Source organism: Erysipelothrix inopinata (assembly GCF_014396165.1).
GTDB lineage: Bacteria > Bacillota_I > Bacilli_A > Erysipelotrichales > Erysipelotrichaceae > Erysipelothrix > Erysipelothrix inopinata.
In genome coordinates, this window is sequence record NZ_CP060715.1 from 1692820 (window position 1) to 1707560 (window position 14741).

18 protein-coding genes and 1 riboswitch are annotated in these 14741 nt (G+C 36.4%); of the genes, 1 reads left to right on the forward strand and 17 read right to left on the reverse strand.

Going from position 1 to position 14741, the window contains the following annotated elements:
* Nucleotides 1–57: 57 nt before the first annotated feature.
* The 9 genes from H9L01_RS08215 to H9L01_RS08255 all read right to left on the reverse strand — a co-directional run bounded on the left by H9L01_RS08215 (nucleotide 58) and on the right by H9L01_RS08255 (nucleotide 7074).
* Complete coding sequence (locus tag H9L01_RS08215; protein ID WP_187534979.1) at nucleotides 58–1077, reverse strand: IS3 family transposase; 1020 nt, start codon at nucleotides 1075–1077, stop codon at nucleotides 58–60.
* Entirely contained in the window at nucleotides 1017–1721 is a 705-nt protein-coding gene (locus tag H9L01_RS08220; RefSeq protein ID WP_187533385.1) for a helix-turn-helix domain-containing protein, read from the reverse strand. Before H9L01_RS08220 ends, H9L01_RS08215 begins: the two co-directional genes overlap by 61 nt.
* 84 nt (nucleotides 1722–1805) lie before the next feature.
* The gene (locus H9L01_RS08225) at nucleotides 1806–2099 is read right to left on the reverse strand and encodes a PadR family transcriptional regulator (protein ID WP_187533479.1); all 294 of its coding nucleotides are present in this window, start codon (nucleotides 2097–2099) and stop codon (nucleotides 1806–1808) included.
* A 127-nt stretch (nucleotides 2100–2226) separates the two neighbouring features.
* Nucleotides 2227–2568, reverse strand: a complete 342-nt coding sequence (gene rbfA / locus H9L01_RS08230; RefSeq protein WP_187533480.1) for a 30S ribosome-binding factor RbfA — start codon at nucleotides 2566–2568, stop codon at nucleotides 2227–2229.
* A 6-nt stretch (nucleotides 2569–2574) separates the two neighbouring features.
* A complete protein-coding gene (infB, locus tag H9L01_RS08235) occupies nucleotides 2575–4431 on the reverse strand; it encodes a translation initiation factor IF-2 (RefSeq protein WP_187533481.1) in 1857 nt (618 codons plus the stop codon).
* Nucleotides 4421–4750: a L7Ae/L30e/S12e/Gadd45 family ribosomal protein gene (locus H9L01_RS08240; RefSeq protein ID WP_187533482.1), complete on the reverse strand. Its 330-nt coding sequence runs from the start codon at nucleotides 4748–4750 to the stop codon at nucleotides 4421–4423. The genes infB and H9L01_RS08240 overlap by 11 nt, the downstream gene beginning before the upstream one ends.
* The gene (gene rnpM, locus H9L01_RS08245; protein WP_187533483.1) at nucleotides 4740–4994 is read right to left on the reverse strand and encodes an RNase P modulator RnpM; all 255 of its coding nucleotides are present in this window, start codon (nucleotides 4992–4994) and stop codon (nucleotides 4740–4742) included. Before rnpM ends, H9L01_RS08240 begins: the two co-directional genes overlap by 11 nt.
* Nucleotides 4995–5011: 17 nt before the next feature.
* Entirely contained in the window at nucleotides 5012–6631 is a 1620-nt protein-coding gene (nusA, locus tag H9L01_RS08250) for a transcription termination factor NusA (protein WP_187533484.1), read from the reverse strand.
* A gap of 11 nt (nucleotides 6632–6642) precedes the next feature.
* Nucleotides 6643–7074 (reverse strand): ribosome maturation factor RimP, encoded by a 432-nt coding sequence (locus H9L01_RS08255; protein ID WP_187533485.1) that lies wholly within the window; start codon nucleotides 7072–7074, stop codon nucleotides 6643–6645.
* A gap of 252 nt (nucleotides 7075–7326) precedes the next feature.
* Between H9L01_RS08255 and H9L01_RS08260 the strand changes: the two genes are divergently transcribed.
* Nucleotides 7327–8220, forward strand: coding sequence for a D-2-hydroxyacid dehydrogenase (locus H9L01_RS08260; protein ID WP_187533486.1), 894 nt, complete (start codon nucleotides 7327–7329; stop codon nucleotides 8218–8220).
* 25 nt (nucleotides 8221–8245) lie between these two features.
* On the opposite strand, the gene H9L01_RS08265 is transcribed toward H9L01_RS08260, so the two are convergent.
* The 8 genes from H9L01_RS08265 to H9L01_RS08300 form a co-directional block, all read right to left on the reverse strand.
* On the reverse strand, nucleotides 8246–8815 hold the full coding sequence (locus H9L01_RS08265; protein ID WP_187533487.1) for an ECF transporter S component: 570 nt from the start codon (nucleotides 8813–8815) through the stop codon (nucleotides 8246–8248).
* Nucleotides 8816–8935: 120 nt separating this feature from the next.
* Nucleotides 8936–10999, reverse strand: a complete 2064-nt coding sequence (locus tag H9L01_RS08270; RefSeq protein WP_187533488.1) for a MucBP domain-containing protein — start codon at nucleotides 10997–10999, stop codon at nucleotides 8936–8938.
* Between the two features lie 141 nt (nucleotides 11000–11140).
* Entirely contained in the window at nucleotides 11141–12079 is a 939-nt protein-coding gene (locus tag H9L01_RS08275; protein ID WP_187533489.1) for a nucleoside hydrolase, read from the reverse strand.
* Between the two features lie 2 nt (nucleotides 12080–12081).
* The gene (locus H9L01_RS08280; RefSeq protein ID WP_187533490.1) at nucleotides 12082–12564 is read right to left on the reverse strand and encodes a hypothetical protein; all 483 of its coding nucleotides are present in this window, start codon (nucleotides 12562–12564) and stop codon (nucleotides 12082–12084) included.
* A gap of 8 nt (nucleotides 12565–12572) precedes the next feature.
* Complete coding sequence (locus H9L01_RS08285) at nucleotides 12573–13367, reverse strand: DUF3100 domain-containing protein (protein WP_223151018.1); 795 nt, start codon at nucleotides 13365–13367, stop codon at nucleotides 12573–12575.
* Nucleotides 13354–13815 (reverse strand): GNAT family N-acetyltransferase, encoded by a 462-nt coding sequence (locus H9L01_RS08290; RefSeq protein WP_187533491.1) that lies wholly within the window; start codon nucleotides 13813–13815, stop codon nucleotides 13354–13356. The genes H9L01_RS08285 and H9L01_RS08290 overlap by 14 nt, the downstream gene beginning before the upstream one ends.
* Nucleotides 13816–13882: 67 nt before the next feature.
* Nucleotides 13883–13984, reverse strand: a riboswitch (purine riboswitch).
* A gap of 116 nt (nucleotides 13985–14100) precedes the next feature.
* Nucleotides 14101–14526: a hypothetical protein gene (locus tag H9L01_RS08295; protein WP_187533492.1), complete on the reverse strand. Its 426-nt coding sequence runs from the start codon at nucleotides 14524–14526 to the stop codon at nucleotides 14101–14103.
* A 1-nt stretch (nucleotide 14527) separates the two neighbouring features.
* Entirely contained in the window at nucleotides 14528–14713 is a 186-nt protein-coding gene (locus H9L01_RS08300; RefSeq protein WP_187533493.1) for a helix-turn-helix transcriptional regulator, read from the reverse strand.
* Nucleotides 14714–14741: the final 28 nt, after the last annotated feature.

The window sequence follows — 14741 nt, forward strand, 5'->3', positions numbered from 1 at the left end:
GGTGAAATAAATAAAATACCCAAGATGATTTATCGCTTTACGATGAATCATCTTTTCTTATGCTACAGTCGCCTGCATTTGCTTTTCTCTAATGTTTGACCAATAAGCTTCAATTTTCTTGTTGGTTGGAATTGAATAACTTATAGGTGTCTCTGATCCTAATGCTTCAGTTCGAACCATCATTGGTGTTTTGTTTTTAAATCGTTTTTGAAGTCTCTTGTTGTTATAAAAATCAATATACACATCAATTGCTTTCTTTAACTCGCTTTTAGTATTGAATTCATTAGGATAGTACATTTCTGATTTGATAGTTCCCCAGAATCCTTCCATAGGACCATTATCAATACAGTGTCCCACTCTAGACATACTTTGTATCATTCCTTGATCTTCTAGCTGTTTTCTAAATACCCTACTTGTATATTGGAATCCTCGGTCACTGTGAAATAAAGGTTTTGCCTCTGGATATCTCGTGATAGCTTTATGATAAGTATCAAACACAAGTTGATTATTGTTACGATCACTTATGTGGTACGCCACAATACTCAAATCATAAAGATCAATAATCGCACTGAGATACAGCTTCTTACCTGAACCTTTAATCTTAAATTCTGTGACATCTGTCAACCATTTTTCATTTGGTTTAGAGGCAAAGAAGTTACGATTTAAAATATTTTCAGCTGTGATTTCAGGAGTGCTTCGTGAATACTTTTTAGACTTTTGCCGAATCACTGATTTCACACCCAGCTTCTTCATGAGTCTTCGAATTCTCTTTGGATTGTACTGAACTCTATTAAACTCATTAATCCAATCTGTCATTCGTCGATAGCCTAAGATATGTCCAAACATTTCATCATAATCAAGAATGAGATTACAAAGCTCATGATTCTCAATTTCATTGCTTGTTTCAACACGGTGCGTCCATTTATAATAACTACTTCTTGCGATTTTAAGTACTTTACACATCCATTGAATACTCCAACCATGTTTATGATGAAGTTCTTGGACTGCGAGATACTTTACTTCTTGTTTTGCTTTGGAGAATATCGCCGCCCTTCTATTTCCTTCACTTTTTTTAATAGAATATTCTCACGTTCTTTCAGTTCAAGTTCTCTTTCGAGTTGTTTGATTTTACGTTCTAAACGTTCTTCATTACTGAGTTGATCTTCTTGTTTTCGTTTGCCACGTTTATCAAGAAGCCCTTCATATCCTATCTCGTTATATTTTTGAACCCACTGGTAAACTTGAGCATAGGAAAGCCCGTAGAGTTCGGCTGTTCCCTTATAATCGTAGTCATGTTCAATACAATGTGCGACAATTTCTTGACGTTCTTCAATCGTTGTTTTTCTACCTTTTGTCATATAGACTTCTCCTTTAGGATCGTAATCCTTTATGGTTTCAAGTCTATTATACTTGTTTATCCATCCACGCAAAACCTCATCGGAACTTATATCGTATTTGATAATAATATCTGCGAGAGAACCTAGTCCTTCAAGGTAATCTTGAATAGCAGATTCCTTAAGTTCTTTCGAATAACTTTTATTTCGAGGTTTATATGAGAATGCTTCAACACCGACGATTTGGTATTTTTTCACCCATCTACGCAATGTCCCAGGATTAATCGATAATTCTTGGGATATTTCCATTGCACCTTTTATGCCGTTCAAATATTCTTTAACTACTTGTTCTTTTATTTCCGCTGGATATTTATTCTTTCTACCCATAGAAAAAGCTCCTCCTTTTTGTAGTACCCGTTTTTATTTATTTCGGGTGTCTACTTTAAGGGGAGCTTATCAATTGATCGCCTTTTATAATGTCTGATAAACAGTTTGTGTATCTCTCAGTTGCATTTGTAGTCTTGAGATTTCATCTTTTAAAGCATTTCTACCATCTCGAGTTATAGAGTAGTATCTTTGATTATTATCAGAGGGTAATTCCTTAATCATACCACTCTTAAGAAACTTCCCTGTAATGCCATATAACGTTCCAGGTGGCAAACTAATTCTCTCATTCGTTAACTCTTGAACATAACTTGCAATTTCAGACCCACATCGAGCCTTCTCTAGTAATGATAAAAGGACATAAAACATCGGTTCGCTCATAATTTCTCCTATCGTGTTGCGACATCGCTTTCCGATATTATATCATATATACACTCCTAATGCTATATTCCCTCGACTCATCTTAAATATAAAAATAAGCGGAATCGTAACGATTCCGCTTATTCTATTACTTTTTATTGTTTAATTCTTCGAGAATTGAATCAATATGTGATCCATATTCTGCAGATTCATCAAGTTTAAAGATGAGTTCTGGAGTTCTTCGAGTTGATAGAGCTTTACTTACATCTGTACGTAATAACCCTTTTGCTTTCTCTAAAGCTTCCATACCAGGAACTTTATCCTTTTCATCAAAGAAGCTGATGAAAATTGTTGCGAATGAGAAATCGTTCGTTACTTCCACATCAGTAATTGTTGCGAAAGATAGTGATTTGTCATTTAATTTATTTTGAATTGAACTTGCAATTTCTCGCTTAATAATTGATTCAATACGTTCTTTTTTAACTGTCATAATAAATTACTCCTGTTCTACTTGGATTTCTCCGTGTGATTCGATAACATCGCCCTCTTTAATATCATTAAAGTTTTCAATTGTAATACCACATTCATATCCTTGAGCAACTTCTTTAGCATCGTTTTGGAAACGTTTAAGTGATCCCAACATTCCTTCATAGATTACAACACCATCACGCATCAAGCGAACTGATGAATCTTTAACGATTTTACCGTCTGTAACCATACATCCAGCAATTGTTCCCACTTTGGATACTTTATAAATTTCACGAACTTCAGCTTGACCATGGATAACTTCTTCAAATACTGGAGCAAGCATCCCTTTCATAGCTGCTTCCATTGCTTCGATTGCCTTATAGATAATGTTGTAAAGGCGGATTTCAATACCTTCTTCTTCAGCTTTCTTACGAATTGCTGCAGTCGGTCTGATATTGAAACCAATAATGATAGCATTGGATGCAGAAGCAAGCATAATATCATTTTCAGTAATTCCACCCACTGTGGCACGAATTACTTTAACACTAACTTCTTTACCGTCTCCAACTTCAATACGTTCTAGAGCAGCCTTAACTGCCTCTGCAGAACCTTGTACGTCAGCTTTTAGGATGACGTTGATATCTTGGATATCACCATCAGCGATTTGTTGTGATAAATCATCAAGACTTAATGCACTTGATTGATTACGATCATGTTCAACACGAACAACATTACGTTTTGCAGCAACTGCACGAGATTTCTTTTCATCATCAAATGCTTTGAAGAGATCTCCAGCGATTGGAACTTCGCTAAGTCCGATAATTTCAACTGGCATTGAAGGAAGTGCTTCATTTAACTCACGATTTCTGTTGTCAACCATCTTACGGACACGTCCGTATGTCGTACCAACAACAATTGGATCACCTTGACGAAGTGTTCCCTTTTGAACAAGTAATGTTGCAACAGGGCCACGGCTCTTATCAAGTTTTGCTTCAATAACGGTACCAAATGCTAAACGGTTTGGATTAGCTTTCAATTCTTCAAGTTCAGCACTTACAAGTACTGTCTCAAGGAGTTGATCAATTCCTTCTCCAGTTTTAGCTGAAATCTTAACAAATACTGTATCGCCACCCCATTCTTCAGGCATAACACCTAAATCTGAGAATTCTGAGTAGACACGATCAATGTTTGTATCTGGTTTGTCAATTTTGTTAATTGCAACGATGAGTGGAACACCAGCTGCTTTAGCATGGTCAACCGCTTCGCGAGTTTGAGGCATAACCCCATCATCCGCAGCAACAACAACGATAACAATATCAGTAACACTTGCTCCACGAGCACGCATTGCTGTAAAAGCCTCGTGACCTGGAGTATCTAAGAATGTAATTTTTTTACCTTTATGTGTGATTTGGTAAGCACCAATATGCTGTGTAATACCACCAAATTCACCTTCTACAACAGCACTGTTACGGATTGTATCAAGTGTTGTTGTTTTACCATGGTCAACATGACCCATGATTGTAACGATTGCAGGTCTTTCTACAAGATCTGCAGGATCATCTTCGATTGAATCTTCTAACGTTAATTCGTCAACAGGTTCAACCTTCGTAGCTTCAACATTGTATTCCATACAAATAAGTTGAACTGTATCATCATCAAGTGATGTATTGATGGTTACCATAGTACCCATCATAAAGAGAAGCTTAATAACATCTGCGGGACTTTTATTGATAAGTTCTGATAAATCTTTAACAGTAATTCCTTCTGTATATTCAATATCAGTAACTACAATATCTTTCGGTTTAAAAGTCTCTTGAGTTGGTCGCTTACCTCGTTGATTGTTATTGTTTCTCTTCTTTGTATTTGGTCTCTTTTTATTCGTCACTATCTACGCCACCTCTTTCTGTATGAGCTTTTTTAACCAGGTTGCCCAATCCTGTATCACTAACCCCTACGGCAACACGATTCATTGTCCCAATCGCTTGAGAAAGTTCATCACGTTTAAGGCCAGTTACTACTGTTATCTTGTAGAAAGCACATTTATCAAGAATTTGCTTACGTGTGCGATCCGATGCATCATCTGCAACAACGACAACAGTTACATTTCTTTTTTGAATTGCTGGAATGAGTTCATCACCATGTACAAGTTTCCCTGCACGTTTACACAAACCTAAACTGTTAAGTAGTTTTGTGTTATTGGACATAATTCATCAGCTCCTCAAATATTTCGTCATCAATCTTAGTTTTTAATGCTCGATCTAATGCACGATTCTTTTTCGCTAGTTCTACAGCTTCAATTGTTTTAGAAAGATAAGCTCCACGCCCATTCTTTCTTCCTGATTCATCAATTTCTACTGTACCCTCTGGTGTCATTACAACTCTTAACAATTCATTTTTAGGAAATTGTTCCTGAGTTACAACGCATTTTCGCATTGGTATTTTACGCATTATCCACCTCCTATTTATTACTCTTGATCATAGTAGTCATCATACTCGTCAAAGTCGATTTCTTCCTCATACCATGAGTTTTCTTCGGCTTGTTCGCGTTTTTTGACTTCTAGCAACTCTTCTTCCGTATATTCTGGAACAATTTCATATTCCATTTCTTTTAGAAGTTCACTTGTATTTACAGGTTTTTCTTCTTCACGGTTATCGCGTTTGTTATATCTACGACGTGCTACAGGTTCTTGTTGTTTTGGAGCCCCAGCTAGTTGTTCAAACTTAGATACATAATCTGTACGTGGTTTGAATACATCTTTACGAGAAACCTTAACTTTTTCTTCTGCAGGTTCGTCTGTAGACTCTTCTTCAACCGCTTCTTCGATTGTTTCTTCAACAACTGCTTCTTCGACAGTTTCTTCGATAGCTTCTACTTCCGCTTCGACTTCTTCTACAATTTCTACTGCTTCAATTGTTTCAACAACTGCTTCAGTCGCTTCTTCAACGATTTCGTTTTCAACTTCTTCGACAACTGCTTCTTTAGCGAGTTTTTCGTTAATTTCAGCTTCGTACGCTGCCATCTTACCGAGATAGTCAATACCATCAGCAGTTGCATCCGATACTGATTTAATATCAATGCGTTGTTTTGTTAAACGAACAGCAAGACGTGCATTTTTACCACGTTTACCAATGGCAAGTGATAATTGAGAGTCATCAACAATTACAATTAATCCCTTGTTTTCATCATTTGGGAAAACAGCAACAACTTCTGCTGGAGCAAGTGCATTATGAATTAATTCAATCATGTTTTCGCTCCACTCAAAGATATCAATTTTTTCACCTTTAAGTTCTTCAATAATTGTTTGGACACGTGCACCACGTGGTCCAATACATGCTCCAATTGGATCAATATCTGGATCATGTGAGTAAACAGCAATCTTTGTACGTTCACCTGCTTCACGAGCAATCGCCTTAATTTCAACTTGTCCATCGAAAATTTCAGGAACTTCTGCTTCAAAAAGACGACGTACTAACATTGCATCTGCACGAGACACTAGAATTGGTGCCCCTTTAGCATCTTTATTTACATCTGTGATAACAACTTTTAATGTTTGACCTTCTTGATAGATTTCTCCTTCAATTTGTGCTGCGCGTGGCATCACCGCAAGAGATTTACCAAGATTTAAAACAACAAATTTATCTTCAACACTTTCAACCATAGCGAAGATCATTTCACCCAGTTGATCAATATATTCATCGTAGATTCCTTGTTTTTCAGCTTCACGAATACGTTGTTTAATAACGTTTTTCGCAAGAATTGCTGCAGCGCGACCTAATGAATCAATAGGTTGTTCAATCTGGTAGTAATCACCAACAACAAGTTCAACATTGTCATCATCTAATTCATGGATTCCAACTTCAAGTTCATCATCCATAACTTCTTCCACAATTTTATATTTATGGTAGAGTTTAATATCTCCTGATCCCTCAGAAATCACGACGTCTACTAACGCGTCAGGAACCCCTATTTGACGGCGGTAAGCCTTAGCAAGTGAGTCTTTTAAAGCGTCAATTACTATTTCTTTAGGAATATTCCGGTCGTTTTCGATAGCTTGCATCGCGAGCATTACTTTATCAACGTTCATTTTTAATCTCCTTACAACTTAACTGCTAATCTTAGCATTTTAATGTTTAAACGTTCAATTTTCACTTCTTTTAAAGCGTGTTTTTGTCTATAGGAAATTACGATATCTTGGTCATCCACAGATACGACAGTTCCTTCAACATAATCAGCACCCATAAATGGATTAACGAACTGCACTAAGACATATTGATCAACAAGGCTATCAAAGTCTTCTGCATCAATTTCTCGCTCAGCACCAGCTGAACCAACATCTAAACCGATTTCGTAATCTAAAGCTTCGCCAAAAGCTTCTGCTGCACGGGTGCATGTATCTAAATCAATAGGTTCATAGTTTTTATTCGCAATACTTATTTCCAATAAATCCTTGTTAATAAGTTCTGTTTCAATAATGTCTAATCCTAAAGAATCAGCTACAGGCTTAATAAGTTCTACATACTTTTCCATACTCGCTCCTTAGACAATATATAAGGAGTGGTCTGACCACTCCTTGTTAAAGTATATTTAAATTATAGCTTAACTCATAGTAAATATCAAGGTTACAATACTTACCAACACGATTTAAACTTGGAGTTGTTAAATCACAACTCTATTTTACCACAAACTCTTCTAAAATACCTAGATTAATGTCTTATAAGATTGTTTGTGACCCTCTTTGTATCGATAACTATGTTAAAATGAATCCAAGGAGGATTTACTATGTCAAAGATTGCTTTACCAAAAATGCTTGAGTCAGTAAGTCATGACTATGATTGTGTATATTATGATGAGACTTTAGGGGCTATGGATGATGTTGAAATTGTTGTTGGATATCCGAAAGACCTTATCGAATACATTGCGAACTACCCGTCCCTCAAGTTGGTTCACCTTGTTTCTGCAGGGTTTGATTATGTTGATTTGGAAACTTTAAAAAATCACGGAGTTGAGGTTTACAATGCACGGGGTGTTTATAGCATTCCTATTGCCGAGTACATTGTAGGTCATTTGTTATCGTTAACAAAACAAATCCCCTATTATCGTGATATGCAATCACAACAGCTTTGGGAACCCCAAGTAAGTCACGAACTCTTCGGCAAATCAGCACTCTTCTTAGGCGCAGGAGATATTGCTCAAGAAACTTCCAAACGATTAAGAAGTTTTGGCGTCACAACTACCGGTACCAATCGCAAGGGTAATCTAATTGAAACGTTCGATCAAGTGTATCCACTTGATAGCCTAAATGATTTGTTGCCAAACTACGATATTGTCATTAATACATTGCCGGCAAATAACCACACAATTCATATTCTAAATAAGCAGACCTTAAGTTTGATGAAAAAGGATGCGGTACTCATTAATATCGGAAGAGGAAATGCTCTATGTACCGATGATCTTCTTGAAATTTTAGATAATCATCTTGATCATGTTATTCTTGATGTATTCGAAGAAGAACCGTTACCCCAAAACCATCCTTTATGGAAACACCCCAAAGCAACCTTAACACCTCACTGCTCGGGTCGCTCTGACGCTATCGATTTGCGACTCTTTAATCTAATCAGCAAAAACATCGACGCCTTTATCCGAAAAGAACCAGTTGAAAATAAAATCATTTAAAAAAGTAACCTTACGGTTACTTTTATTATGCATTCTTTATAATCTTCTTCAGCGCAAAGACAAGTGGTGTCACAATCAATGTTACGATTATCGTCTTAATCAAAGTGGAAACTGAAATCGCACCTAAAATATATTGGAACGCGGGAATACCGGTTGTTTCATAAATCGGTTTTGCATACAACAGATACAACATTGCGTAGACTGCGAATGTATTGGTTAAATTCCCTACTACAGCAGAAATCCCAACAGCAAATTTTGAATTGATTTTCCCAGAAAGAGCTTTATAAACAAAATATGTTGTTACTGGAATAAGAACTCGCGGCAAAATAGATATCAGCGGATTAACAAAGAACGGATCCAGAACACCTGTGGGTGTCGTCAATGCAATAAACAAGCTAATCAACCCAAATACAAATGCTACAGCAACACCTTGCCACAATCCCAGCACCATTGCCGCAACAATCGCTGGAATATGAGCAATTGTCACACTAACCATTGGAAGTCGTAATGTTCCAAGTGGCGTAAACATCATTATTACTGTCAATGACACGAGCATTGCAGTAAAAACTAAATCTCTAGTTTTATTTTTTTCCATAAAGAAACCCCTTTAGCGCAAACATTGTAACATAAACAATCTCGAATTTCATTGATATCGCGTAATTCAAAAGTTCGAAAGAAAAACAGCGACTTACTTGAGACGCTGTTTTTAACTTAATTAGAAGTCAATGATGACAGGAATATACATGCAAGTATACGTTACATATACAGTCTTAGAATTTTCATCATAAGTAATAATTGGAGTCTCAGCCAAACTTGCTTTGAAATCAACAAATCCACCATATTCGGTTGAGCCATCGCCTATGTACCCATTTTGACTTTGAGAGTAAGATCCAAACGATTCTTTTTCGACCCCATTCTCATCTAAATAGAACGTATTCAATTGGACTTCCTTAGGTAAATCATTAATATTGAATTCCCAGTTAGATAACGTTACTGATTCCAGTTCTTCTCCGTACTTAACCACTACTGTGCGATTTGTGATGGGTTCATTGAATTTCAAATAGTAATTTGAAAAATCAATAACCTCCGCTTGGTAACGTGATAGATCAGGGACTGCTATAAAGTCCTTAGTTGGGTAACCGTTTTGAACATGTTTAAATTTCACAACAGTTGTCATATATTTAACGGCCTTATCATAAACCACTGTAACTTCTTGATTTGATGCAGTGAATGTTCCTTCAAAGTTCCCTTGAAATTCTTTGAATTGATAACCATCTATAATTGGCGCTTCAACTTTATAAGAACTCCCTGTCACCCCAGTAAGAGTTACAGGATCTTTGATTTGATTGCCTAGCATATCGTGATAATTAACTAAAACAGTACCTTCAGTTAGAAGTTTGTTATATGTAATCGTAATGATTTGATCTTCAACTAAGAATGTATTGTTGCCAGGATTAGAAATTTCTTTAAATTTATAGCCATCAATTTCGGGGATATCTACTTCGAAACCAGTACCTACTTCCCCAGACAAAACATTATTTGGTTTGAGCGGTGTTCCAGTTTCATCACGATATTCAATCGTTACCTTACCTATGGAAGAAACAATTTTTCTATATTGAACGATGACTTCTTGTTGCTGTTCAGTAAAGAGTCCTATGTTATTGCCGACAAACTTAACAAACTCATACCCGTCAATCATATCAATTGAAACAGTATAAGTACTGCCTATACTACCAGTCATAATTTTAGTAGGTCTGATTGTATTTCCATCAATGTCTTGGTAATTAACAGTCAAGTTTCCATTCTTTATTACTTTATCATATACAAGAGTTATCACTTGATGTTCTTTAGTGAATAAGGCATTACCTAGATTTTCAATATGATTGAATGTGTAGTTTGATATTTTAGGAATATCAACCTTAAATACAGATCCAATGCCACCTGTTAGCTTCATCTCAGGTTTGATAGCATTTCCTAAGGTATCGTGATAACGAAGTGTAACGAATCCAACTTTCGAATCGTTTTTTCGATAAATTGCAGTTACAGTTTGTTTTTCGATTGTGAAGCGCCCTTCAGAGTTACCTCTAAATTCTATAAATTGATATCCTTCGAGATCAACCACCTCAATTTTAAACGGTTTATTAACAACTCCTTTAACTTGAGTTTTGTTTGCGAGTACATTGCCAGTTTCATCTTGATAATGGACTTCAACTATGCCTTCTTTGTCTTCCACAACTTCATCAGGATTATCCTTTGCTGCAACTATATATCCTAGATATTTATAACCCTGAATATGTTCTGGTTTTGGAGTAAAGGCTTCACCCTTAGTGACTGTAAGCGTAGTATCTTGAATTAGCGTTGAAGCATCAGCATAAATGTTCATAGCACCAATTGCGCCTACAGCAATAATGGTTCCAAGAATAACCAATCCAAACAAATTACCTTTTCCTGTTTTTTTGAAGAGTAACATTAAACCAATTGCGAGAAGTGCGACTCCTATAAATATAAAGGGAGATACAGAATTGAGTCCTGTATTAGGAAGCTCATTACCTCCAGTAATTTTCGAATAGATCATCCGAATATTGTAAACGTCCTGAGTAACACTAATCTCAGAAGAATCTTTAATTATAGAAGCTTTCTCAGAATCTGATAAATTATCGTAATTTATATGTGATACTGTTATTTCAGATTTTTTCGTATCACTCAACGCAAATGTTTGAGTGGCACCCATCAGCGACATTACCAAGACCATACACAATAATCCAATCTTCTTTCTCATGTATTATTTCTTCCTTTCATATCGAGTCAGATCATAGCCAATTTAATCTTATTATATACGATGATTTCTTTACGTTGATGATACTTAAGTGAAATCATCATGAAACATAAGAAAGAGATGGTAATGAATACCATCTCTTCGCTATAATATTTTGTTAATAGTTGTAATGACTTCGTTTTTAAATCCCTCAACATCTAAATCTAATGCGACTGAAACATTGGGTTTTTTTAGTTCGTTTTGAATGTTTACATCCATTACGGTTCTTCCCCACTGTTTTTCATCGGTTAACACATCAATCTTAAATTTTGATGTAGAAACAAGATCTGGTCTCAGCAATGCAATTACCGCTAGTGGGTCATGCATTGCTGCTCCATTCCAAGCTGGATAGATCAGTTCATGGGCTTTGAAGTAGTGATCCATAATTGCATAAACTGTTTGCGCCTTAGCACTGCCCTGTTTCCATGATTCTAAGTCGTTTCTCGAGAAAATAGCTCGGGATGTCACATCGAGGCCAACCATAATAATCTCCATATCACTTTGAAACACAACTTTTGATGATTCAGGGTCTTGCATGATATTTGCTTCAGCAACAGCACTTACGTTACCTGGAACACATAGAGCACCACCCATAAGCGATAGTTTGCCGACCCGACTCATTACATCTGGATCCATTTTGATTGCATCTGCTAGATTAGTTAATGGTCCTGAAGCAATGATGACAAGTTCTTGACCATACTTACGAGCGGATTCTACAAGAAATGATGCTGCATCGAGCGCTTCATATTGGCGTGTTACATCAAGTGTAACGTTACCAATTCCATTATCTCCATGAAATATTTTACTTCCACGTTGTTGTTCATACGTGCTATTCTGCGAAGCATGCCCTGCTCCTCGATAAACAGGAACATCTGATCTTCCAAACAAATCAAGAAGTCCTAAAGTATTCCGAGTTGCTTGGTCTACATCCGTGTTACCATAAACACACGTTACCCCAATAAGTTCCACATCTTCAAGCGCGGCAAGGTATGCGAGGTTTAAAGTATCATCAATGCCTGTATCAACATCTAAAATAACTTTCATAATTATCCTGCAATCATAATTCCAAGTTGCGCTAGAATAGCACGACCGAGATAACTACCTAAGAATACAAAGAGAGCCACAATAATGTATTTCCATGAGTTTTTTGATAAATCACCGAGGTTATCTGCGACAGAAATTCCTGCGAAAGCAAGAACAGGCGTCGTGATTGAAAGGAAATCGACACCACTGATTGCTTGAATAAAGAAATCAGAAATGAGGCAGAAAATCAATGATGTCACGGATACCCAACCTAAAACCGGGAAATCAGCCAATACTTTAACACCTGTCTTTTTCATAAGTTCCGCAATCAGTAATCCAATGTACGCAAATAAGACAAGGACTATCAATCCCATAATAGTATTCATTGTAATCGGTGTTGAAGCTGGGTTTTTAATAAGTTTCACAAATTGAGTGAAGAGAATTAATCCTGCTCCTAAAAATAACATTTTTAATTTTGGTAATTGTTCTTTTATAATCGTAATCATGGGGCCTCCTAGTTAATAGCTCTTTCTTTTTTAAATACACGATACATGGCATTCATCAATGGAATTGAAACAAAGACCATTACATAAGTACCCATGAAACTTGTAACTAATTGACTTGCTCCTGCAAATGAAGTAATCGTACTTGCATGTTCTGGATAAAGACCTACAATCGCACTTGATGAAGCTGTCATCATACTTGCAGAACCCAACCCTGACGCAATAGCAAGCGCACGATAGTCAAATCCTACTGCACTTAATAGTGGTGGAATAAAGCTAAAGAATAACGATCCAAATAAGGTTCCTACAAGATACATTGATAGAACACCACGACCTTCATCGCCATTCAATCCAAATTTTTCAGTAATAAATGCAAGTTCACCTTCACGACCAATACCCAGAGTCGCACCGATTGCTTCACGATTTAAGCCTAATAACAGAGCTATTGGTAATCCTAAAATAACGGTACCGATATTTCCAACAGATTGGAGTAAGAATACCCAACCAAGTTGTAAAATTTCATTGATTTTAGGCGCAACATCCGCACCATAGCGTGCCATAAGTGGCAACATAATAAAGATTAAATTACTTCCTGCAAACTTGATGTTTTCCTTAGAATATACTGATTTCAAAGGCCCTTTTCTTAGTGCTGGTATTCCAATAATCATCGTTAGTAGCACAGCAAATACAAGTGGCAATACTAGAATTGTAATACTCCCTACTTTGATGAATTGCATACCAATCATTTCTGATATAAAAATAATTCCCATTACATATAGTAAAAATACTATTTTATCTTTTTTCAATGTGTTGTCTCTCCTTAAAGTCTGAATACTTAATCATCTCAACATGTTTAATCCCAAATTTTTGTATGGGATCACTTTCCGCAATAAATCCTTCTGATTTATAAAAGCTTTGTAAATGCGCTTGTGCACAAATCGTTGCAGTATTAATACCAAGTGTAAATGCCATATCAATTGAATCTTTCACAAGACGTCTTCCCAAAGATTGCTTACGGTAACTGTCTTTAACGCAGATTCGCTCTATATAGCCCCTTCCATCTACAATTCGTATTCGTGAACTGGCGGCAACTTCACCATTATTCGAATAAACAAGATGCATGCAATCGTCATCTTCCTCGTCTTCAGGATAGAAGTCAATCAAAGATTGTTCTTGAATGAAGACGGAGTTCCTTAGCGCAACAACGTCATCCCAGATAGGTTGTTGTCGGACATTACCAAAAAATCGTTCCACTATTCCTCCTTAAAATTAAAAAACTGCCATGTTCGGCAGAAAGAGAAAATAGTAAAACGATTTGCAATTGCAAATTCTCTTTTGCCATAGTTCGTATCTTTACGGGACACAAGTAGAGACTTCCGGACCTTATTACCAGAAATATATGGAGTTTTTACGAGACAATAGTATCATTTACAAACGTGAGAGTCAACCAAACGACTCCCTTTTAACTTGACTAAGATTTCACTTAGTTTTTATAGGTTTCAACAAAAAATAAAGACGAGCTATTGCTCGCCGTTGATACTAAATTTGATTGTGAATTTCTTTTGACTTACGCCATGCAAGAATAGCGTAACTGCTTGTAGCGATTGCCTCTACAATAATTGTATGAGTGTTTGTTATCGTATACAAACCACGAGCTTCATCGGGCATAATTAATGATAAAACAGATCCAGCTACAAAAAATACAGCGATAATAGTCATAATAATTTTAGATTTATGAACAACTTGATCATCCAAGCCGTCTCGAATCATCATATAACTTACAACAAAGAAGAGACAGGCGTATATCATTGCGAAGTCAAAACGTGTTAGAGACTCAATTGTTAATCCAAAAATGTCGACACAGAAATCTTTCACTACAATCATGACGATTAGCATCAAGAAACCGTATAATACCCCTTTACCTCTAATAGCCAGCATTCTTTCATCCATTTCACTTGTAAACATACTAATTCTCCTCTCTCCAGAATAAATCATTTAAAGTAACCTCCAACGCCTTACATATCTTAATACATAGATCCAAAGTTGGATTGTAATCTCCGTTTTCAACACTGACTATCGTTTGTCGTGATACTCCAACAATTTTCGCCAGTTCTAATTGCGAGTACTTCTTAGATAGTCGCAACGTTTTCATGGTTTCATTTTTAATGACGACCACCTCC